Annotated in this window: 18 protein-coding genes; 7 read left to right on the top strand and 11 right to left on the bottom strand. The window is 59.0% G+C overall.

Annotated elements, in window-relative coordinates:
• Window positions 1–146: 146 nt before the first annotated feature.
• Both ACID345_RS01055 and ACID345_RS01050 read left to right on the top strand, forming a co-directional pair.
• Window positions 147–1,127, top strand: coding sequence for a transporter (locus tag ACID345_RS01055; protein ID WP_011521014.1), 981 nt, complete (start codon window positions 147–149; stop codon window positions 1,125–1,127).
• A 172-nt stretch (window positions 1,128–1,299) separates the two neighbouring features.
• Window positions 1,300–3,021, top strand: a complete 1,722-nt coding sequence (locus tag ACID345_RS01050; protein ID WP_148209971.1) for a L,D-transpeptidase family protein — start codon at window positions 1,300–1,302, stop codon at window positions 3,019–3,021.
• A 29-nt stretch (window positions 3,022–3,050) separates the two neighbouring features.
• Here ACID345_RS01050 and ACID345_RS01045 read toward each other — a convergent pair whose 3' ends face one another.
• Window positions 3,051–3,611 (bottom strand): YcbK family protein, encoded by a 561-nt coding sequence (locus tag ACID345_RS01045; protein WP_011521012.1) that lies wholly within the window; start codon window positions 3,609–3,611, stop codon window positions 3,051–3,053.
• Window positions 3,612–3,894: 283 nt separating this feature from the next.
• Between ACID345_RS01045 and ACID345_RS01040 the strand changes: the two genes are divergently transcribed.
• A complete protein-coding gene (locus tag ACID345_RS01040; RefSeq protein ID WP_011521011.1) occupies window positions 3,895–5,256 on the top strand; it encodes a diguanylate cyclase in 1,362 nt (453 codons plus the stop codon).
• A gap of 91 nt (window positions 5,257–5,347) precedes the next feature.
• Here ACID345_RS01040 and moeB read toward each other — a convergent pair whose 3' ends face one another.
• The 7 genes from moeB to ACID345_RS01005 form a co-directional block, all read right to left on the bottom strand.
• Window positions 5,348–6,475 carry a molybdopterin-synthase adenylyltransferase MoeB gene (gene moeB, locus ACID345_RS01035; protein WP_011521010.1) on the bottom strand — a complete coding sequence of 376 codons (1,128 nt, stop codon included), beginning with the start codon at window positions 6,473–6,475 and terminating at the stop codon, window positions 5,348–5,350.
• 10 nt (window positions 6,476–6,485) lie between these two features.
• Window positions 6,486–6,869, bottom strand: coding sequence for a hypothetical protein (locus ACID345_RS01030; RefSeq protein WP_011521009.1), 384 nt, complete (start codon window positions 6,867–6,869; stop codon window positions 6,486–6,488).
• Window positions 6,870–6,984: 115 nt separating this feature from the next.
• A complete protein-coding gene (locus tag ACID345_RS01025; protein WP_011521008.1) occupies window positions 6,985–7,284 on the bottom strand; it encodes a MoaD/ThiS family protein in 300 nt (99 codons plus the stop codon).
• On the bottom strand, window positions 7,281–8,396 hold the full coding sequence (locus ACID345_RS01020; protein WP_011521007.1) for a WD40/YVTN/BNR-like repeat-containing protein: 1,116 nt from the start codon (window positions 8,394–8,396) through the stop codon (window positions 7,281–7,283). The genes ACID345_RS01025 and ACID345_RS01020 overlap by 4 nt, the downstream gene beginning before the upstream one ends.
• 71 nt (window positions 8,397–8,467) lie before the next feature.
• Entirely contained in the window at window positions 8,468–8,884 is a 417-nt protein-coding gene (locus ACID345_RS01015) for a YciI family protein (RefSeq protein WP_011521006.1), read from the bottom strand.
• 130 nt (window positions 8,885–9,014) lie between these two features.
• Complete coding sequence (locus tag ACID345_RS01010) at window positions 9,015–9,437, bottom strand: hypothetical protein (RefSeq protein WP_011521005.1); 423 nt, start codon at window positions 9,435–9,437, stop codon at window positions 9,015–9,017.
• Between the two features lie 42 nt (window positions 9,438–9,479).
• Complete coding sequence (locus ACID345_RS01005; RefSeq protein WP_041855318.1) at window positions 9,480–11,228, bottom strand: sialidase family protein; 1,749 nt, start codon at window positions 11,226–11,228, stop codon at window positions 9,480–9,482.
• A gap of 248 nt (window positions 11,229–11,476) precedes the next feature.
• Here ACID345_RS01005 and ACID345_RS01000 point away from each other — a divergent pair, with 248 nt between their 5' ends.
• Complete coding sequence (locus ACID345_RS01000; RefSeq protein ID WP_148209970.1) at window positions 11,477–12,520, top strand: fibronectin type III domain-containing protein; 1,044 nt, start codon at window positions 11,477–11,479, stop codon at window positions 12,518–12,520.
• Between the two features lie 79 nt (window positions 12,521–12,599).
• Here ACID345_RS01000 and ACID345_RS00995 read toward each other — a convergent pair whose 3' ends face one another.
• The gene (locus ACID345_RS00995) at window positions 12,600–13,058 is read right to left on the bottom strand and encodes a hypothetical protein (RefSeq protein WP_011521002.1); all 459 of its coding nucleotides are present in this window, start codon (window positions 13,056–13,058) and stop codon (window positions 12,600–12,602) included.
• A gap of 192 nt (window positions 13,059–13,250) precedes the next feature.
• On the opposite strand from ACID345_RS00995, the gene ACID345_RS00990 reads away from it, so the two are divergent.
• Window positions 13,251–13,706 carry a M67 family metallopeptidase gene (locus ACID345_RS00990; RefSeq protein ID WP_011521001.1) on the top strand — a complete coding sequence of 152 codons (456 nt, stop codon included), beginning with the start codon at window positions 13,251–13,253 and terminating at the stop codon, window positions 13,704–13,706.
• Here ACID345_RS00990 and ACID345_RS00985 read toward each other — a convergent pair.
• Entirely contained in the window at window positions 13,690–14,232 is a 543-nt protein-coding gene (locus ACID345_RS00985; RefSeq protein WP_041855317.1) for a thioredoxin family protein, read from the bottom strand. The two genes, ACID345_RS00990 and ACID345_RS00985, sit on opposite strands and share 17 nt — an antisense overlap.
• 14 nt (window positions 14,233–14,246) lie before the next feature.
• Window positions 14,247–15,218, bottom strand: coding sequence for an NADPH:quinone oxidoreductase family protein (locus ACID345_RS00980; RefSeq protein ID WP_011520999.1), 972 nt, complete (start codon window positions 15,216–15,218; stop codon window positions 14,247–14,249).
• Between the two features lie 161 nt (window positions 15,219–15,379).
• On the opposite strand from ACID345_RS00980, the gene ACID345_RS00975 reads away from it, so the two are divergent.
• The gene (locus tag ACID345_RS00975) at window positions 15,380–17,569 is read left to right on the top strand and encodes a hypothetical protein (RefSeq protein ID WP_011520998.1); all 2,190 of its coding nucleotides are present in this window, start codon (window positions 15,380–15,382) and stop codon (window positions 17,567–17,569) included.
• Window positions 17,570–17,619: 50 nt separating this feature from the next.
• Window positions 17,620–19,788, top strand: a complete 2,169-nt coding sequence (locus ACID345_RS24965; protein ID WP_011520997.1) for a hypothetical protein — start codon at window positions 17,620–17,622, stop codon at window positions 19,786–19,788.
• Window positions 19,789–19,941: the final 153 nt, after the last annotated feature.

Here is a 19,941-nt window from a genome sequence, read left to right as displayed (position 1 = left end):
GCGGACACGGGTGGAGGTGACGTGGGTCACCGAGTGAACAACCCTTGCCGAGAATCAGTTCGAGCTGCCGCCCCTCACTGGCAATTCTCCTAGCTGAAATCTTCGCGCGGCGTTCTTAGCATTGCCATCGAGAAGGCCGTCCCCTTATGTCCCGTGCACAATTTCACTGGCCAACGTTGCCTTGCACGGTAGCTGGGGTCAGCCGTGTGCTGGTACTCGTATTTGCGCTGCTTGTGACGCGCGGGGCTCATGCCCAAGACCTGACGCCTCGGGCCTACCTGATCACTCCGCTCCATGGCAACGCAATCACGATGAGCTACTCCTATTTCAACGGTGCGCTTGATTTCAACAATGTTGTTCCGATTACCGATGGGTCCGGCGAGTTCAGTGTGCCGTCGGTCGCCTACTATCACTCCTTCAACTTCTTTGGCCGCTCCGCCAACTTCCTCGCCGCGCTGCCCTACGGTGTCGGGAACTTTGAGGGCCTTGTGCTTGGCCGACAGCGCAACGGCTACCGATCCGGCCTGCTGGACTCGGTGTACCGGGTATCCGTGAACCTCAAGGGCGGACCTGCGATGGAACTGCCGGAGTTCATGAAGTGGAAGCAGAAAACTTTGCTGGGTGTGAGCCTGAAGGTTGTGGCTCCCACCGGCCAGTACAACCCGGATTTGCTGATCAACTGGGGCACCAATCGTTGGGCCTTCAAGCCGGAGTTCGGCTATTCGCGGCGCTTTAGCGAAAAGTGGGTGCTCGACGCTTATGCCGGTGCGTGGTTCTTTACCGACAACTCGCAGTTTTTCTCAGTTACCCCTCCTCCGGCCGTCCAATCGTTGAGCCCGATCGGGTCTTTCGAGGGACATCTCAGCCGCAATTTCACGCGCAACCCTCTTCTCTGGGCGTCGCTCGACGGTAACTTCTGGTTCGGAGGGCAGGCGTCGAACAACAATGTGCCGGTCAACGGTACCCGGCAGACCGCGTCGCGCATTGGCGGTACGGGATCGTTTCCGCTGACGAAGTCCCAGTCGATCAAGGTCAGCTTCAACAGCGGGGCTTATGTTCGCTTCGGCGGGAACTATAAGAACCTATCAGTAGGGTGGCAGTACGCCTGGTTTGGGCACCCGAAATGAGGAGTCGCTGATCAGCGTGTCGCGCGACTCGCGGTCTATAATCTCTCACGTTTTGGGAACGGCGCAGCACGCAAGAGCGCGCACGAGCAAGGCCAACATCGTCTACGTTGACTGCCTACTGGCCACGGATTCACAACGCAAGCTTGCCGCAAAAAGAACGGACGATACCGCGATGATGAACCTTGGCTTTGCCCGATGTGCTTTTGTGCGCGGGTGTACGTTCGGCTTGTGTGTGGTTGGGATCCTCGCGACGAGTGCATGCGCGACGGGCAAGGCCCTCCTTCCAGGCGGCGAGACGTTTCAGGCCGCAACCAGCGGACCGACTGTTGCCGATAGCTCGCTGCGTGAGATTGTTGCCGCGGGGCAGCTTTCCGACCTTCGGTGGCCGGATTTTTCGGATTACCGCGCTTATGTGCAGACCTTTTACGAGTCCTCTGGGTACAACCTAGCTTGGACTCGTGGCGGCCAGACCACACCCCAGGCGCTGGCGATCATCGAGATTTTGAAACAGGCGGACGGCAAAGGCTTGAACGCGGAAGACTACGACGCTTCCCGATGGGCTGATCGGACAAAACAGCTGAGCCAGCCGGCTGCGGCAGCACGGTTCGACACGGCACTCACCGTCTGCGTGATGCGCTACATCTCCGACCTGCATATCGGGAGGGTCAATCCGACGCACGTCAAATTCGCACTCACCGGAAGAAGCGCGAAATACGATCTCCCGCAATTCCTGACCCAACGCCTGGTGAACGGCCAGAACGTTGAAGCGGAGCTTGCGGCGGTGCAACCTCAATTCGCCGGCTACAAAGCGACGCAGGCCTGGCTGCAACGCTACATAGAGCTGGCGCGCCAGGACAACGGTGAGCAGTTGCCCGTTCCGACGAAGGCCCTTGATCCAGGAAAGCCCTATGCGGGGATACCGCGCCTTACGAGTTTGCTGCACCTGCTCGGTGACCTGCCGGCCGATGCGGTTGTCCCGGCCGGTGACGTTTACCAGGCGCCATTGGTGGATGCGGTGAAGCGTTACCAGTCCCGCCATGGTCTCACAGCTGATGGTCGCCTGGGAGCCCAAACCGTGAAGGAACTCAATACGCCGCTAAGCACCCGCGTGGAACAGTTGCGCCTGACCCTGGAGCGCTGGCGGTGGCTGCCGCAGGAGTTCCCGCAACCTCCGGTGGTGGTGAATATTCCGGAGTTCCGCCTGCGAGCCTATGACGCGAACCACAAGGTTGTGTTGAGTATGAATGTGGTGGTGGGCAAAGCGCTCCGCCACGAGACGCCGGTTTTCGACGACGAAATGAAGTACGTTGTTTTCCGTCCGTACTGGAATGTACCGCCGAGCATTCAACGTTCCGAGATTGTGCCCGCCATTCAGCGCGATCGCGACTATATATCGAAGAAGAACTACGAAGTGACCACGCAGGCTGGGCAGGTCGTGACCTCAGGCACCATCAGCGATGAGGTGCTGCAGCAGTTGCGTGCGGGGAAGCTCGCGGTGCGGCAGAAGCCGGGGCCCACCAATGCACTGGGTCTGGTGAAGCTGATCTTCCCCAACCAATACAACGTCTACCTGCACAGCACGCCCTCGCAGCAGCTGTTTTCGCAAGCGCGGCGGGACTTCAGTCACGGTTGCATTCGCGTAGAAAAGCCGGCCGAGTTGAGCGCCTGGGCGTTACAGGACAAACCGGAATGGACGGTGGAAAGAGTCCGCGCCGCGATGCAAAAGGGACCGGACAACGTCCAGGTCAACCTGTCGAAGCCAGTGCCAGTGCTCATTCTCTATGGCACTGCGGTCGCCGAGGAAGATGGATCCGTCCACTTTTTCGACGATCTCTATGGGTACGATGCGGACCTTGAGAAGGCCTTGGCAAGGGGATATCCGTACCCCTTGTAAGCGATCGTGCATCACCCGGAGGACCGGGCTTACCAGCGGCGTTCGCGGCCTACGTCGACATGGACAAAATCAGAACTGGAGTAATAACCGACTCCACCACGATGCATGGCGAGAGCGGCATCACGTAGATCGGAGGTCTTGACGCCGGGAATGCGGATATCAATGGCCAAGGCCTGCATGTGCAGGCTGTGACTGGCGACGCCGTGTCCGTGCGTTCTCAGATACTCGTTGCTCCACGGGGTGCGGTAGCCACAGATAACGTTGACCTCGGTGTCCGGCTCGCCCAGGTCGGCGGTTAAATCGTGGAGCAGATCGAAGACCCGCGGATCGTAATGGTGCACCGTCCCGGTGCGGTGGTCGCGCAGGTAATGATCGAGTTGATCGAGAGCTTCAGGAAGGTATTGATCGCCGCGGCGGTACACGATATCGATCCGCTCGCCGGTGTGGGTATGGAAGAGCCGCAAGCGGTATTCCTTCATGCCGTTCACCGGCGCGCCATTCGCAGTGCCGGCGCACAGCAAAATGATCAGGAGCGGAAGCGCGAAAAGTGATTTTCGGCTTTGAGAAATGAAGTGTTTTAGAAGAGACAAAATCTAAGAAATTCCAGTGCAGGACAAATTTTGGATCACTTCAATTTTACTACCAAATCGGGCATTCGAACTCCGCTCGCGAGGCTCTTGTGTTTGCTCTAGAGCATCCTGCTTCCTCGGAGCTTAGCTGTCGTCGGATGCCGAGAACTGAAAATTTGTAAGTTCCGAGGGATGGTTCTTGTTGTAGGGTATGCGGTTCAAGGGTGCGAGACTCCCAGGGGTTCTTGTCGCGAGGTACGGAGCGCAGCTGCATAGCAGATCGGTGCGGTAGGAGGTCCGTCTTATGGACACAATTGCTGTGACGTATGTCCATTGGCTGGTTGCTGCTTCGATCGCGACTTCCGTTGTTGCCTCCTACGCAGCGTTCAGTTTTGCTGAGCGTGTCGCGGCGTCAGACCGTCAACGCTCCCTTGGATGGCTGATTGCCGGCGCCTTCGCCATGGGACTCGGCATCTGGTCGATGCACTATCTCGGCATGCTCGCGGTACAACTGCCGGTGCCAGTCGTTTATCACGTTCCTACGGTAATCATTTCCTTGTTGCTCGCGGTTGCGGCCTCCGCAGCGGTGTTGTGGGTGGTGAGCCGTGAGAGTCTTTCGGGGCGGGCGATCGTCTTGGGCAGCGTTGCCATGGGCGGCGGCATCGGCGCGATGCACTATACGGGTATGGCAGCAATGCGTTCTTATGCCATGCATCGCTATAACCCGTCACTGGTTTTGCTCTCGCTTGTAATCGCAGTGGCTTTTTCCTGGATGGCGTTGCGCATCACCTTCCTGCTTCGAAGGGAGCCGGGCGCCCATGAACTGCGCCGCATGGGCGGAGCGGTCCTGATGGGCATTGGCATCGCCTCGATGCACTACACCGCTATGTTTGCCGTGACATTCGAACGGGGCAACACAGAATTCTCCACCGTCCATACGGTTCCGGTGACCCATATCGACCAGTTGGGCATCGTCGTAATGGCTGGCATGGTTTTATTTGGCGCGCTCATTTCCGCATACTTCGATCGGCAGATGAGCCGTGACCTGCGCGTCTCGAATGAGCGACTGGCTGAGATGCAGGTGGCGCTTCTTCAGAGAGAGAAAGAACTGAAGGAGGCGGTGGCCAAGCTGGAAGAGTTGTCGACCCGCGACGGATTAACGGGTTTGTACAACCGCAGATTTTTCGATACGACCCTGACAGCCGAGTGCAAACGCGCCGCACGTGCCAACTATCCAATTAGCCTTTTGATTATTGATGTTGACTGCTTCAAAGCACTCAACGACCACTACGGCCATCTCGTGGGAGACGACTGCCTTCAGAAGGTGGGAAAGAGCTTGGCGAGTGCGGTTCGGCGCACCTCGGATGTAGTGGCGCGATACGGAGGAGAAGAGTTTGCCCTCATCCTCCCCAATACCAGCGAGGAGAGCGCCACAACCATCGGAGAAAATATTCGCCGTGCAGTTCTCGGCCTGGAGATCGCAAACGCCAACTCCACTGCGGGCCCCTTCGTTACTCTGAGCGTAGGTGTATGCACGCGTCGCCCTAGTCATCCTCGATCAAGCGAGGATATTCTCGTGACGACCAATGAGATTATCCGCGCGGCGGATGAGGCGCTGTATCGAGCGAAACGCGAAGGACGGAATCGAGTGCTGCTGGGGGCTTGAAGGTAGGCAGGGGCTGAAGCCCTTCGGTTCCTGCGTCGGTGCGGCATGACTGAAGTCATGCCCTGATACGACCCGATTCTCCAAGTCCCTTTTAATACTTCGGAATTTTCGGATCGACCTTTTCGGACCAGGCGTTGATACCGCCGGTTAGGTTCTTCGCGTTCTTGAAGCCTTGCTGGCGGAGGAAGTCGACGGCTTGCTGGCTGCGGCCGCCCATTTTGCAGTGGGTAATGATTTCCTGGGTGGGATCGAGTTCGCCGATGCGCTTCGGGAGGTCGTTGAGCGGGATGAGGTGGCCGCCAAGATTGGCGATCTGGTATTCGTGCGGCTCGCGCACGTCGAGGATGAAAGGTTTTTCGCCGGCGTCGAGGCGGCGTTTTAGTTCTTCTACGGTGATGTCTCCAGCCACAGAGCTCTCCTGTCCACGGATTCCGCAGAACTGATCATAGTCGATCAACTCTTTGAGCGTACGGGTGCCGCACGCGGGGCACTGGTAGTCGCGCTTGAGGCGCAGTTCCTGGAACTTCATCGTCGAGGCGTCGACGAGCAGCATGCGTCCGATGAGCGGCTGGCCGATGCCGCACGCGACCTTGATGACCTCCGTGGCCTGGATGATGCCGAGCAGGCCCGGGAGCACACCGAGGACACCACCTTCGGCGCAACTCGGGACCGTGCCGGGTGGGGGCGGCTCGGGATAGAGGCAGCGGTAGCACGGGCCGGACTTGGTGGCGAAGACGCTGGCCTGGCCTTCGAAGCGGAAGACGGAGGCGTAGACGTTGGGGCGTCCGGTGAGAACGCAGGCGTCGTTGACGAGATAGCGAGTGGCGAAGTTGTCGGTGCCGTCGGCGATGATGTCGTATTGCGAGAAGAGCTCGAGGGCGTTGGCGCTGGTGAGCTTCGCGTTGATGGGCACGACGTTGACGAACGGATTGAGGACGTCGATTTTTTCGGCGGCGGATTCGACCTTGGGGCGGCCGACGTCGGGCGTGGTGTGGATGATCTGCCGCTGGAGGTTGGTGTAATCGACGATGTCGAAATCTACGAGGCCTAGCGTGCCTACGCCCGCGGCGGCGAGATACATGGCGAGAGGGGAGCCCAGGCCTCCGGTGCCGATGCAGAGGACCTTGGTTTGCTTCAGGCGCTCTTGGGCTTCCAGGCCAAACTCGGGGAGCGAGAGGTGGCGGCTGTAGCGGAGGAGTTCGGGTTGGGAGAGGGTCATGAATCAGGCCTTAATTCGTTACGTGACCGTCGAGTATTTCGGCAGACCGATAGAGAAACGTACATTGCGCTCCGTAGGACGGATTCACGTTGAGAATCGAAAGTCCTTCGGACTTGGCAAGCGCCAGTAGTTTCTCGCACCGGCTCTCCTCGTCGGACGCGAGCCCGTAAGAATCTGAGATGTTGGACGACGTCAGTTGTTCCGTGGGGATAGTCTCAATGTCAAAAATCACATTACCTTGACGAAAACTCTCCACATTCGCGGCGGCAACTCCACGGAGAACTACCGTTCCACGAAAACCGGAATTGCTGCGGAGGAAAAGATGGGTTTCTCCGTAGCCGGAGTTCCAAGCGCCATCGAAATAGCCATCGTGCATTTCAGAAAGTTTTAGCATGCCGAGTTTGTCCTACAAGCGCGCAACAGCAGATCCTTTGTCGCTTCGCTCCTCTGGATGACAAGAGAGAGCAGTGGTCATTCTAGCGTTGCCGTGGGCTGGCCGCGGTGCATTGTCATCCTCCCGCAATTGCGCCGATGACCATGAACGGCTCTTTGCCGCTTGCGATTTCATCGGGCAGTGGCGCGTCTGCGGGATCGTGGGAGAGGTCTTCGCCGCAGGCGAAGTAACGAATGAACGGGCGGCGTTTTAGCGTGCCGTGGTCGCGGATCGCGCCGCCGAGCACAGGATAGCGGGCTTCGAGCGCTGACAGGATTGCGTGTTGTGTGACCGGGCCCTGGAGATCGAGCGCAACCTCGCTATCGGTGATCTTGGCGAGGTTGCGCAGATGTCCGGGTAAGGTAACGCGAATCATGGTAGCGTTTGCGCCTCTACGGAATAGACGGCCGGGAGATCGTGAACGATCGCCTGCCAACTGTCTCCTGCATTATTGGACGCGTAGACCTGGCCGCCGGTGGTGCCGAAATAAATGCCGCACTTATCGAGTTGGTCTACGGACATGGCGTCGCGCAGCACGTTTACGTAGCAGTTCTGCTGCGGGAGACCCTTAGTGAGCGGCTCCCATTCGTTGCCGCCAGACTTGCTGCGATAGACCTTGAGGGCGCCATCCATGGGGTAATGGTGTTCGTCGCTCTTGATGGGCACGACATAGATGGTCTCAGGTTCGTTCGCGTTGACGTCGATGACGAAGCCGAAATCGGTGGGCAGGTTGCCGCTGACGCGGGTCCAGAGGTCGCCGGAATTGTCGCTGCGGAGGACGTCCCAGTGCTTCTGCATGAAGAGCGTGCCGGGCTTCTTCGGATGCATGGCCATGTGGTGGATGCAGTGCCCGATCTCGGCGTCCGGGTCGGGGATGTATTTCGAAGTGAGGCCCTTGTTGATCGGCTTCCAGGTGGCACCGCCGTCATCGGTGCGAAAAGCTCCGGCAGCGGAGATGGCGATCCAGATGCGCTTGTCGTTGGTGGGATCGAGGATGATGGTGTGCAGGCCCATGCCGCCGGCGCCGGGCGTCCACTTGTTGCCGGTGGAGTGGTTGCGAAGGCCGGGAAGTTCGGTCCACGTCTGGCCGGCATCGTTGGTCTTGAAGATGGCGGCATCTTCGACGCCCGCATAGACGGTGTCGGGATCGGTGAGGGACGGTTCGAAGTGCCACACGCGCTTGAAATCCCACGGGTGGGGCGTGCCGTCGTACCACTGGTGGGTGCCGGGGACGCCGTCATAAATGAACTTGTTGCCGACGGGGTTCCAGGTTTTGCCGCCATCGTCGGAGCGCTGGACCTGCTGGCCGAACCAGCCGCTGGTCTGCGATGCGTAGATGCGATTCGGGTCGGCAGGAGATCCTTTGAGGTGGTACATCTCCCACCCGGAGAAATGGGGGCCGGCGACGTCCCACTTTTCGCGCTTGCCGTCAGAGGTAAGGACGAAGGCACCTTTCTTGGTGCCAACGAGGAGGCGAACACTGCTCATATGAAACTCCTGTGCGAGAGTTGAAAATCTATACCAACCGGTTTGCTCGGAACAAACCGTCGCAAATCGTATTAATGCTTCAATTTTTCTTGCAGGTCTTCGTAGTTTCCGGCGGCGTCCTTCACGTCCTGCGGGAAGTCGTCCATTTCGAAGACGCGACGAATTTCTATGGTTTCGTTGGCGGAGGCTGGGCACTTCTTTGCCCATTCGATGGCTTCTTCCTTCGATTTCACGTTGATCATCCAGTAGCCGCCGAGGACTTCCTTGGTCTCGACGTGCGGACCGTCGGTGACGATGGGCTTGCCCTTGGCGAAGCTGACGCGCGCACCGCTGGAGAGAGGATGTAGCCCGTCGAGGGCGATGAGCACACCGGCTTCCTGGAGATCGCGGTTGTACTTCATCATCTTCTCGACGGCGTCTGCCGGAGGAGTGGTGTCGGGGGCGGCTTTCTCGTAGCCGCCGGGGATCATCAGCATCATGAATCGCATGGCGTTTCTCCTTGTTCGTGAGTATGTCGGATGAGGGTGAGGGAAATCGACAGCGAGGGATGAAAATCTTGTGAGGGTAGGCTCCTTCGACTGCGCGGCGCTTCGCGCTGCTCCGCTCAGGATGACAGCGCTAGTCGGGGTCCGAGAGTTGGGCGTTGGGGTTTTTTAGGGAGCAGGAAGTAAGGTGATCGCGCGCGGGGCCATGGGCGATTACCAAATAAGACTTTTCGGGACGCTGGAAGGTGAGGTCGGGAGCGTGGCCGGTTTGTTGCGGCGACGTGCCTAGGGCATCGCAGGAAATATCGCTACCGACAGCGGTGATGTAGCGAACTTCGCCTTCGGCGTCGTAGCCAATGATGACGTGCTGGATTGGACCGGAGTTGGACTTCCAGATTTCCTGGCCTTCTTCTTCGCGATCGAAGGTGGCTTGATCTTTCAGTTGAGCATGAACGGTGCTGCGGGTTTGACCCAGCGACACCTTCACCAGCGAAGGCTGCTGCGCGAGGGCGCAGGCGGTGGCGAGGACGAGGAGAGCAGTCAGGCGTTGAAACATAGAAAAATGCAGGCGCAGCCTTGAGAGCTGCGCCTGCCTGGCTCAGGGTTTCAGAGGAGTTGAATCGTATTTCTGGAAAAGGCTCAGGCCGGTGGCTTCGCGAATGATGCTGGCTTTCGTGGTGCCGTCGTTCTGGGCCTTGGTGTGTTGCGCGGTGGAGTTGTTGCCGTCGGCGATGCACTTAGCGGTGATGCAGCCGTCGGTGTAGGCGGCGAGCACGCGTCCGTGCCAGTCGATGGTGACATCGTTGAAGTCGAGCAGATTGCGGGTGCCGCTTGGGCAGGTAGTGCCGTTGGTACAGACGACGCCCAATTGCACGGGATCGCTCGGCGTTGCGTCAACGACAACCCAATTCTGACCGCCGTTGTAGGTGCTGGCGAAGTAGGCGTGCCATACACCATCAAAGATGGTGGTGGTGTCGTCGCCAGTGCCGGGGCCCGCGGACTTGGTGCCGAGGAAGAAGAAGGTGGCGCGGTCGTTGTCGCCGGCTACGACTTCGGGGAAGACGGCGTTTTTAATGCCGAGGCGCGTGGCGAGGTCCTGGTTGTTGTGCCACGATTGGCCCCCGTCATCGGAGGTTGCGATCCACGGGTGATTGTTGGCATCCGTGTAGCCGAAGTAAACCCGGCCCTTCGATCCGATGCCGACAGAGGGATCGCTCGAACCTGGGGTGCTGCCAGTGACTTTATAGACGGTAAAGGTGAGGCCGTTGTCTTTCGAAGAGACGAGGCCTTGGGTGCCGCCGCAGTTCTTGTTGGGAACGTAGACGGTGCCGTCTCCGGCGACCCTGATGTGACCATGCAATCCGCCGCACTGCGCGAGCGTGTACATGGGATGCGCCGCCTCGTAGGTGAGGCCACCGTCCTGGCTGAGAGCCATTTGCGCCAAGCCGATATCTTGCGAGGCGTAATACACGGCGTTCGCGTAACTGGTAAGCGGGCCGCGCGCGGTGAGCGTTGCGCAGTAAGTTGGGTTCTGCGATTTCTGCTGCGCATTGCAGACGCGGAACGGGCCCCCGCCGATGGTCTGGTGATCAACGCCGGAGGCGATGCCTGCGCCCTGGCTCGGGGTGTAGGTGGTGCCATCGTCGTCGGTGAACTCGGAGAGGCTGGTAGTGCCCGCGAGTTGCGAGACGAAGGTGCGTCCGGTTTTGCGATCGGTGAAGAGAATCGGATCCAACGACGTAATGCTGGTGAGCGGACTGTTCTTCACGACCCACGTCGCCGTCGCGGGCGAGACGGCGGTGTTGAAGCTGACGCGTAGCGTGTCGAGGACCGCCGAGGTCATGACGCGACCTGTGTTCCAGTTGTCGCCGATGGAAGGCTCACCGGAATTGTCGCCGATACCGGTCGGGGATTGATAGTTGCGATACGTAGGCGGCGTGACGTTCGGCGGCGGTGGCGTGATCGGCGCAGTTGCGACGACCGCTGTGCCCTTGGGCGAGTCTCCGGGAACCGTGGTGGAAGCGACGACGTGCACGACGTAAACGCCGACGCCAAGAGAGGTCGGGCTGAGGCTCACGCCTTCGCCAGTTTGTGGAACGCCTCCAGTTGAGCTTGCGACGACCGGTCCAGTGAGCGAGCCTTTATGGATGTAGAGGTCGTAGTCGTTGGTGGAGAGCGACCAAGCAATCGAGATGTTGACGTACTTGTTGTTGTAGCTCGACGCGGCACCCGTGATCGTGAGGGTGAACGAGTCGCAGGTGGTTCCTTCAACGCAAGTGCTCTCGCCGTTGGTTGCGCCAAAGGCAGAGCTTGTCCATGCAGTCTTGGAACCTGTGGTGGGAGTCACGCTACCCGAGGTGGGTGTAGCAGCGAATGATGCACACGAAAAAAGAGCTGCTATGAGAAGCAGCTCAAGGGTTCTAAGAGGAGACAACATCGGAGATGGGCCCTCCAGGGTGCCAAAGTACGATGCGGTGTCGTACAAGCATGCAGAGATGAAGCATTGCGACGAGATGTTGCCGCGCACTGAAGTGGAATTGTGAGCTAGCGATCACGAATAGCGGGTTGGGCCGGATGGTACTCTGTTACTTCTCTATGCTTCGTCACTTCATAGCGGTTACCGGCGTACTCGCGCTGGCGGCGATCATGACATCATGCGGGCAACCCGGCGCGCCGCAACCGCCTTCGTTGGAAATGCCGCGCGCAGTGACAGACCTGTCGGTTACGCGGAAGGGCGACCGCGTCGCGATGCGATGGACTTCGCCGGCCCGGTTTACCGACGGTCGAATCATCAAGAAGGTTGGTAAGACAAACATTTGCCGAACACCGGGAAATTTACCGGCGGTGAAGTGCGACGAGATCGGCAACGTGCCGACAGAGCTGCCGAAGGCGAGTGGTCCGATTGAGCAAAGTCACTTCGAAGACAAGCTGACGCAGGTGACGCTTGGCACCGTGATGTACGGCGTCGAGGTGCAGAATGCTTACGGCAAGAGCGTTGGACTCTCGAACCAGGTAGAGATTTCGACAGCACCAGCGCTGGCGGCGCCATCGCGGGTGAATGCCACGGTCGGCGAAAACGGCGTGACGATTTTGTGGGCGCCCATTGCGGCACCGGCGCTTCCCGAGGTTCGATTCGGGTACCAGATTTCGCGTCGCGGCGAGAGTGGCCAATTCGCGGCGATTGCGACAGTGCCCATTGGCGATACAAGCTACGTGGACCAAACATTCGAGTGGGAGAAGAAGTTCGAATATCGAATTGACGTGGTGACGGAATCGGCAAGCGATAACCGCGTTTTGGTTGAGGGAGAAGATTCCGAGACCGCCAGCGTTCTGGCGCATGATGTTTTCCCGCCCGCAGTTCCGAAAGAACTGCAGGCAGTGTTTTCGGGTCCGGGGCAGAAAGTGTTCATTGACCTGACTTGGGCGCCGAATCTCGAGCCTGATTTAGCGGGATATTTCGTTTATCGACGCGAAGAAGGCGGGACCTTCACCAAGCTGAATAGCGCGGCGCTGACGGTGCCTTCGTTCCGCGATGACCAGGTGCAGGCCGGCAAGACGTATATCTATTCGGTGAGTGCGGTGGACGTGCGCGGGAATGAGAGCGCGAAGTCAGCGGAGACTAGCGAGAGTGTGCCGTAACGCGCTTTGAGATTTGTGCGAGGATAGGGATCCTTCGACTCCGTCGCGCTTCGCGCGACTACGCTCAGGATGACAGAACTTACGCGGGTTTTTTGGAGCCGCCTTCCCAGGGGCGCTGCGGGCGGGCGGCGTCAGGTTTGTCGCGATCCTTCACGCGGTCGTAGACGTAAGCTTCGCTGACGGTACCCATGGACTCGTTGTAGAGGCTGGTCGCGCCGATTCCCTCTTTCAATTCCTCGGAGAACTGGTGCATCGCTGTGAGGTGGTCGGCGGTGGCGGGGACTTCGAGCTTCGAAGTCTTGAGGAATTTCTGGTATCCCTTGTCCACGAGCTTGGAGATTTCGCCGCCAATAAGGTAGCCGGGAAAGGCGAAGATTTTGGCGGAGCCGTCGGGCGCCTGCTCGATCGCGGCGGAGACGTTGTACTTCTTTAAGAAGATGCGGTTGCTGGTGCCGGGGGCTTCGAGGATGTCGAAGCCATGGTCGCGGAAAAAGGAGACGGCATCCGCGTACGGCTTAATTTTGAGCTTCTTTGCCATGATTGCCTGCTTGCGGGAATCGGGACCGTGGCGGCGTAGCGAAGCGCAATTCCTCCGCCGGGTGCCGACTCTGCAGCACTACGATTGCGGAGCACCAGCTACGGTTGCCCTTGCTTCCAGAAACTGGAACTTATCAATTTCGCACATTCATGACAGGCTGAGCAACTCGCAAATGGTTAATATCAGACAACGATGGTGGTGATTGAGCAGCGCGAGTTGGATCGGTTGAAGGTGCTCGGCGAGAGTGCGTACCCTGAGGAAGCCTGCGCCATCCTGATCGGCAAGAGAGAAGGAGAAGTGACATGGGTGACACGCGCGCTTCCGGCGATCAATGTTCATGAGGAACCGGCGCACGCGTATGAGATCTCGCCACAGGCTCTGATTGCTGCGCAAAGAAAGGCGCGGGAGGACGGGCAGGAGATTGTCGGATTCGTGCACTCGCATCCGGATGAAGCGGCGAAGCCTTCGAGTCGAGATTTAGAAGAAGCGTTTTGGCTCGGGCTGACCTACGGGATGATGAGCGTGTACGCGGGGACGTTCACTGCGCTGAACTTTTATCGGCTTGAAGGGGAGTCGCCGGAGGGGCGACGATTTCGGCAAGTCGGCGTACGAGTTGCTCCTATGCGGAATGCTAGCTCTGACGTTTGAGAAGATCCTCGATTTGAGAAGATTCGTCGCTGGTCATAGCCGGTGCTCCGGACCGAAGCATTTTGATAAACCATGCGATCTCTTCGGGTGTTTCAGGAAAGCCGACGGTCTTACCTTTCGTTCGAAGATGAGAGTCAACGATTGGCTTTCCGTCGGCATTGAGCACCACTTCAAAGGGCAGTCCAACTTCACCGGCCGCTGAGACACCTCCGAATTTCAAAATCCAGTTTTCTCCGCCGGGCGTGTTGACGCCGGGCTTCTCACCGGCTTCCTCAAAGACATCAAAATGCACGACGACGAAGTATCTGTCGAAAAGAGCTTTCGCGTCCGGGGTCTTGAGGAAGGTCTCCAGCACGTCGCAATCGGGACACCAGGAAGCGCCAAAGACGAGAAAGATGCTCTTGTTCTCAGCTTTGGCGCGCGCCTTTGCTTCCGACATCATTTTGTCCGCACTCGGAGGCTTCTCTCCCAAGGCGACACAGGCAAAAAGACAGAAAATAGCAGCAACGAATAGTGACTTGCGCATTCGGTCACTCCGGTTCAAACGGTCAAAATGATTTTCCCGTAGTTCTTGCGATTCAACATGAGCTTGTAGGCCTCCGACGCATTTGCCATCGGCATGACGTGACCGACCTCTGGCTTGAGTTGACCGGCTTCTACCCACGGTTTCAGTGCGATCCATGCGGCTGCGATCACTTCACGGTTGTTCGCCAGGGTGCTGAGCCAGAGGCCGTGGACGCTGATGGATTTAGAGTACATGGTCAGCGTATCGAACTCAGGACGCTCGCCGGTAGCGGTGCCGTAGAGAATGACGCGGCCGAATTCGCGGGTACAGCGCGTGCTGCGCTTGGTGTGCTCGCCACCGAGCATTTCGAAGACACAATCTACGCCCTCGCCGTTGGTGAGTTCCATGACGCGCTGCTGGTAGTCGTCGTGGGAATAGTTGATGCCATGGGTGAGGCCGAGGGCTTTGGCTTTCTCAAGTTTTTCATCGGAGGACGATGTGCCGATGGTTTCTATTCCGAGCAACTTGCCGATCTGTACGGCGGCCGTGCCGACACCACCAGCGACGGCGTGAATCAGCGCACGACGCGGGCTTTTTGAAGGAGCGGCTGGCTCGAAGGCATCCGCGGTGAGACCGGCCTTCCAGTAGACGAGGTAAGCGGTAAAGAAATTGACGGGGAAGGCTGCGGATTCGACGGAGGTCCAGCCTTGAGGTTGCGGCCAGATGAAGGCGCGCGGGATGGCGATCTTCTCGGCGAAGGCGCCCATCTGGGTGTAGCCCATTACACGCTCGCCGGTGCCTTCGACGGTGCCAGCGAATTCGCGTCCGGCGATGTAAGGAACTTTGACGCCGGGATACTTTCCCATGCTGGAGCTGATGTCGGCAAAGTTCACGCCGGCAGCTTCGATATTGACGACGACACGGTCAGGCTTCACTTGGGGATCGGGAACATCTCTAAGAGCGAGGCTTTCTAGCTTGCCGAGCTGCTCAACGAGGAGGGCTTTCATGGGAGAGATTCTAGCGCGATATCAGGCAAGTTCATCCCACAGCTAAAGTGCCGAATTGCGACCTGGTTCAATTCGGACTATAGTGTCTCACCAATTTCTGCGGTACTTCCCTCCGTTGTCGGCCTGCACTTTGCCGTAAGTCCATCTCTTGAGGAACAAGCATGAGGAAATACCTGTACTTGGTCGTAGCGGTTCTTGTCTCTTTCAGTTTCACATTTGCGCAACAAACGAAAGAAACCAACGCGGTGGCGGTGCCGAGACTCATCCGCTTCGCCGGTCAATTGCAAGGTCCGGAGCGAACGGTCGGGATTTCGTTCACCCTGCACAAGGGGCAGAAAGAAGCTGCGACGCTGTGGACGGAGACGCAGAACGTGAAGCTTGATGCAGAAGGGCGGTACAGCGTACTGCTTGGATCGACGAAGGCAGACGGGCTGCCGGTTGAGCTCTTCGCATCGGGCGAAGCGCAGTGGCTTGGCGTTCGAGTGGAGGGACAAGCGGAACAACCGCGCGTGCTGCTGGTGAGCGTTCCGTATGCACTGAAAGCGGCGGAGGCGGAGACGCTGGCGGGACATTCGGTGTCGGAGTTCGTGACCAATGAGAAGTTGGCGGCGATGCAGCAGGGCTTGCAGCCTGCGAGCGGCGGCACGGAGAAGAAGTCTTCCGGCGTGACGCGCAACGCGATTTCTGGGAGTCCGACAAACTTCACCGGCACCACGACGGACCAGATTGTCGGCGTAACGCAAGGCGGAACGGGCGCTGGTATTTCGTCGAACACGGCGAGTGGTTACGCGCTGTATGGCAAGAGCAGCGGCACGGCAATCTATGGGTTGAGTACGGCGACTTCCGCGGCAGGTATTGGCGTATACGGCGCGACGACTTCGTCGGCTGGATATGGATTGTTCGGCGCCAATAACGCTACAACCGGAACTGCGGTAGGGGTGCGCGGGACGTCGTTGTCGAACGGCGGGATTGCGGTGTACGGGACGGCGAATACTGCGACGGGAACGGCGACCGGCGTGAAGGGCATTACGCAGTCGCCATCCGGCTATGGCGTGGTGGGCCAGAACACGGCGACAACCGGAAATGCGATGGGCATACGCGCGCTGTCGGCTTCTGCCAGCGGCTATGCGCTGGTTGCCAACGAGACGGCCCCGAGCGGATCGACGACAGGTCTGCTATCAACGATAAGCAGTCCGGGGGGCACGGCACTGGTGGTGCAGGATACAACGGGCGCAGCGAAACTGATCAGCGGGCAGTCAGGTGCGGGAAACACGGAGGTGTTCGCGGTAGATACCTACGGCCACGTTCACGCCACAGCCAGTTTTAACGCAGACTATGCGGTGACAGCGTTCGAAATGAATACTGGCTACCTTCTTGCCAACACCAGCGTCGCTTCGTACTCGTCCGCTGTGACGGGCTATGCGGGTACCGGGGGTGGGGGTGGGGGTGAATTCTACGGAGCTATAACTCCTGCATTTTATGGAGTGCAAGGGTATTCAGGTCACGGAGCTCTGTCAGACCTGGCAAATAGCGGGTACTCGGGGCTTTCGGCTTCGGGCGGAGTGTTTTCGGGGCCGAACGGAGTGATCGCTATCACGAGCACGAAAGACGGCACCGGTGGATACGCAGTTACGGGAATCGGAGCGGATTCCAACGGAGTGGGCGTGACGGGAATCAATCTCGGTGCGACGGGATTCGCGGTCTATGGCTCGGATAAAGTGAACGCCAGCGGTTCATATGCTGGTTTCTTCAGCGGTAAGGTGTACGCAAGTGGAACATTCACGCATGCCGGGCCCGCGTTTCAGATTGTCGATCACCCGGCCGATCCGGCGAACAAGACCTTGACGCACGCATCGGTGGAATCCTCGGAGATGAAGAACATCTACGACGGCGTGGTCACGACAGATGCTTCCGGTGAAGCGGACGTGGTATTGCCGTCGTACATGGAAGCCTATAACCACGAGTTCCGGTACCAGCTCACGGCGATCGGGCAGTTTGCGCAGGCGATCGTATCGCGTGAAATCCAGAACAGCCGTTTCACTATTAAGACAGACAAGCCGCTGGTGAAGGTGAGCTGGCAGGTCACGGGTGTTCGCAATGACGCGTATGCCAAGGCGCATCCGTTGGAAGTGGAAAGTGAGAAGCCGGAGTCGCAGCGCGGGCGGTACTTCCACCCGGTTGAGAATGGTGCGGCGGCGGAACTAACCATCGGTGATGCGCGCATGCGGGAGAACTTGGCAGAGGCGAAAGCGGAACGGGAGAAACATCCGCGGGCTCCTGTCGACAACGCGCAGGCATCCGTCCGGTCTCGTCGGGACACCCACCTCCAGGTAGCGGCACAAAAACAGTAAGGATGTTTCGGCCCCCTCCATCTCCACACAAAAGTAAACGCGAGGAACAGATGCGGCGATTCGCCTACGTGCTCAGCCTTTTGCTGCTGCTTGGCAGCCAGATCTTTGCGCAACAGACAAAGCAACCGACGACGACGGGCGTCGTGCCACGACTGATTCGTTTCTCCGGCGTCGCGGAAGTAGCGGCGGGAACCACAGGCATCACGTTCTCGCTGCACCGAGGTCCTCGAGATAGCGAGGTTCTGTGGAGTGAAACACAAAACGTGAAGGTAGACGCGAACGGGAAATTCAGCGTGCTGCTCGGCGCGACGAAATTGGACGGCGTTCCGGTCGATCTGTTCACGTCAGGTGAGGCGCAGTGGTTGGCAGTCCGGGTGGAAGGACAAGCGGAACAGCCGCGCGTTTTGCTGGTGAGTGTGCCATATGCGCTGAAAGCGGCGGAGGCCGAAACCCTCGCGGGGCATGCGGTCTCGGAGTTTGTTACCAATGAGAAACTCACCGCATTCCAACAGACGATGCAGACCGTGACCGGCGAAGCGGAGAAGAAGAAGTCTGTCGGACCAATTCGAAACGCGATCGCGGGCAGCCCGACGAACTTCACCGGCACGACGACAGATCAGATCGTCGGCGTGACCCAGAGTGGCACGGGCGCGGGTGTGTCGTCGAACGCGACAACAGGGTACGCGCTCTACGGCAAGAGTTCCGGCACAGCAGTATATGGATTGAGCACCGCGACGTCGACGACGGGATTTGGCGTTTACGGAGCCACCACGTCAACCTCGGGCTATGGCATGTTCGGCGCGAACAATGCGACGACGGGAGTTGCCGTGGGTGTGCGCGGAACTTCGCTCTCGAACTCGGGTATCGCGGTTTATGGAACGGCAAACACCGCGACTGGAACCGCGACCGGTGTGAAGGGCATTACGCAGTCGCCGGACGGCTATGGAGTGTTCGGGCAGAACACGGCGGCGACGGGAAACGGAATCGGAGTAAGGGCGCTTTCGGCTTCCACGGGCGGTATTGCCCTGCTGGCAAATGAAACGGGATCCACTGGAAACACGGTGGGGTTGCAGGTGTCATCCGCGAGTCCGAGTGGAACCACCGCCTTACTACAGAGCACGAACACGGCGGGCAAGTTGATCAGCGGGCGGTCGGGAGCGGGCAATAGCGAAGTGTTCTCGCTCAGCGGTGCCGGAACGGCTACGTTCACCGGCGTAGGAGCACCGGCGATCATTGGGGACGTGGGATGCTTCGCCCCCTCGGCGGGGGTGAGCTTCGTGGCGGCGCCAGCGTGCACCAACTATGCGCTGCTGCAGCAGAATACCGACTTATTTCTGAACCGTCCTCTCACCGGCGAGATTCATTTTCGCCAGGGCAATGTCGAGCAGATGACGCTGGACGCAGCAGGCGATCTATTCGCGGGGGGAGGGAAGTTCGTCGCTTATGCGGACGGGACTGTCCTGTTTGGGGGAGGGCAGATATCGAACGCAACTCTCTCGGCCAATGGCATCGGCGCGATTCCGGGCGGAACTTTCACGGCCGGGTACACACCCAGCACAATCGGCAACTACGGACTGATAACTGCCGGTGGGGCGGCAGACCCTGGTTTGTTGGGAGGCCCGGGCTTACTCGCACTGCCCGGCAATTATGGCATGAGCGGACAGGGGCTTGCTGGGGAGTTCCTCGGAGATGTGAAGATCCACGGCACGGTGAGCGCTCCGGCCCACTCGTTCACCATCGACAATCCGCTTGACCCAGCCGGCAAATTTCTTCGGCACGCGTCGGTGGAGTCCTCCGAAATGAAAAACATGTACGACGGCACAGTGACGACGGACGAACAAGGGCAAGCGGTGGTGCGCCTGCCGGAATGGTTCGAGGCGCTGAATGGAGACTTTCGGTATCAACTGACGGTGATCGGTGAATTCGCGCAGGCAATCGTGGCGAAGAAGATTGCGAACCACCAGTTCACGATCCGCACCGACAAGCCGAACGTAGAGGTTTCGTGGATGGTGACCGGCGTGCGGCATGATGCGTACGCGGTGGCGCATCCTCTCGCGGTGGAGGAGGAGAAGGCTACGAACGAGAAGGGGTACTTCTTGTACCCGGAGCTATTCGGCGCTCCGCGAGAGAAGAACGTGGAATTCGTCCATAGTCCGGAACTGCTGAAACAGATGCAGAAGCACGAAAATCCGAGCAGAGACTCGACGGGCGGGAAATAGAACAAAAGAAAAACCGGCGCCTAATTCTCCCCCGAGATTCTGCGCCGGTTATTCGGTTCTCCCAAACACGACCGGGAGCCCTTGGCCGCTCATCCTCCCTTTCGGGATCGGCCCAACTTGAAACAAGATTCTCTCGCTGGCGTCCCATGCTGG

It is taken from the genome of Candidatus Koribacter versatilis Ellin345 (assembly GCF_000014005.1).
Lineage (GTDB): Bacteria > Acidobacteriota > Terriglobia > Terriglobales > Acidobacteriaceae > Korobacter > Korobacter versatilis_A.
This window is presented reverse-complemented; position numbering and strand designations above follow the sequence as displayed.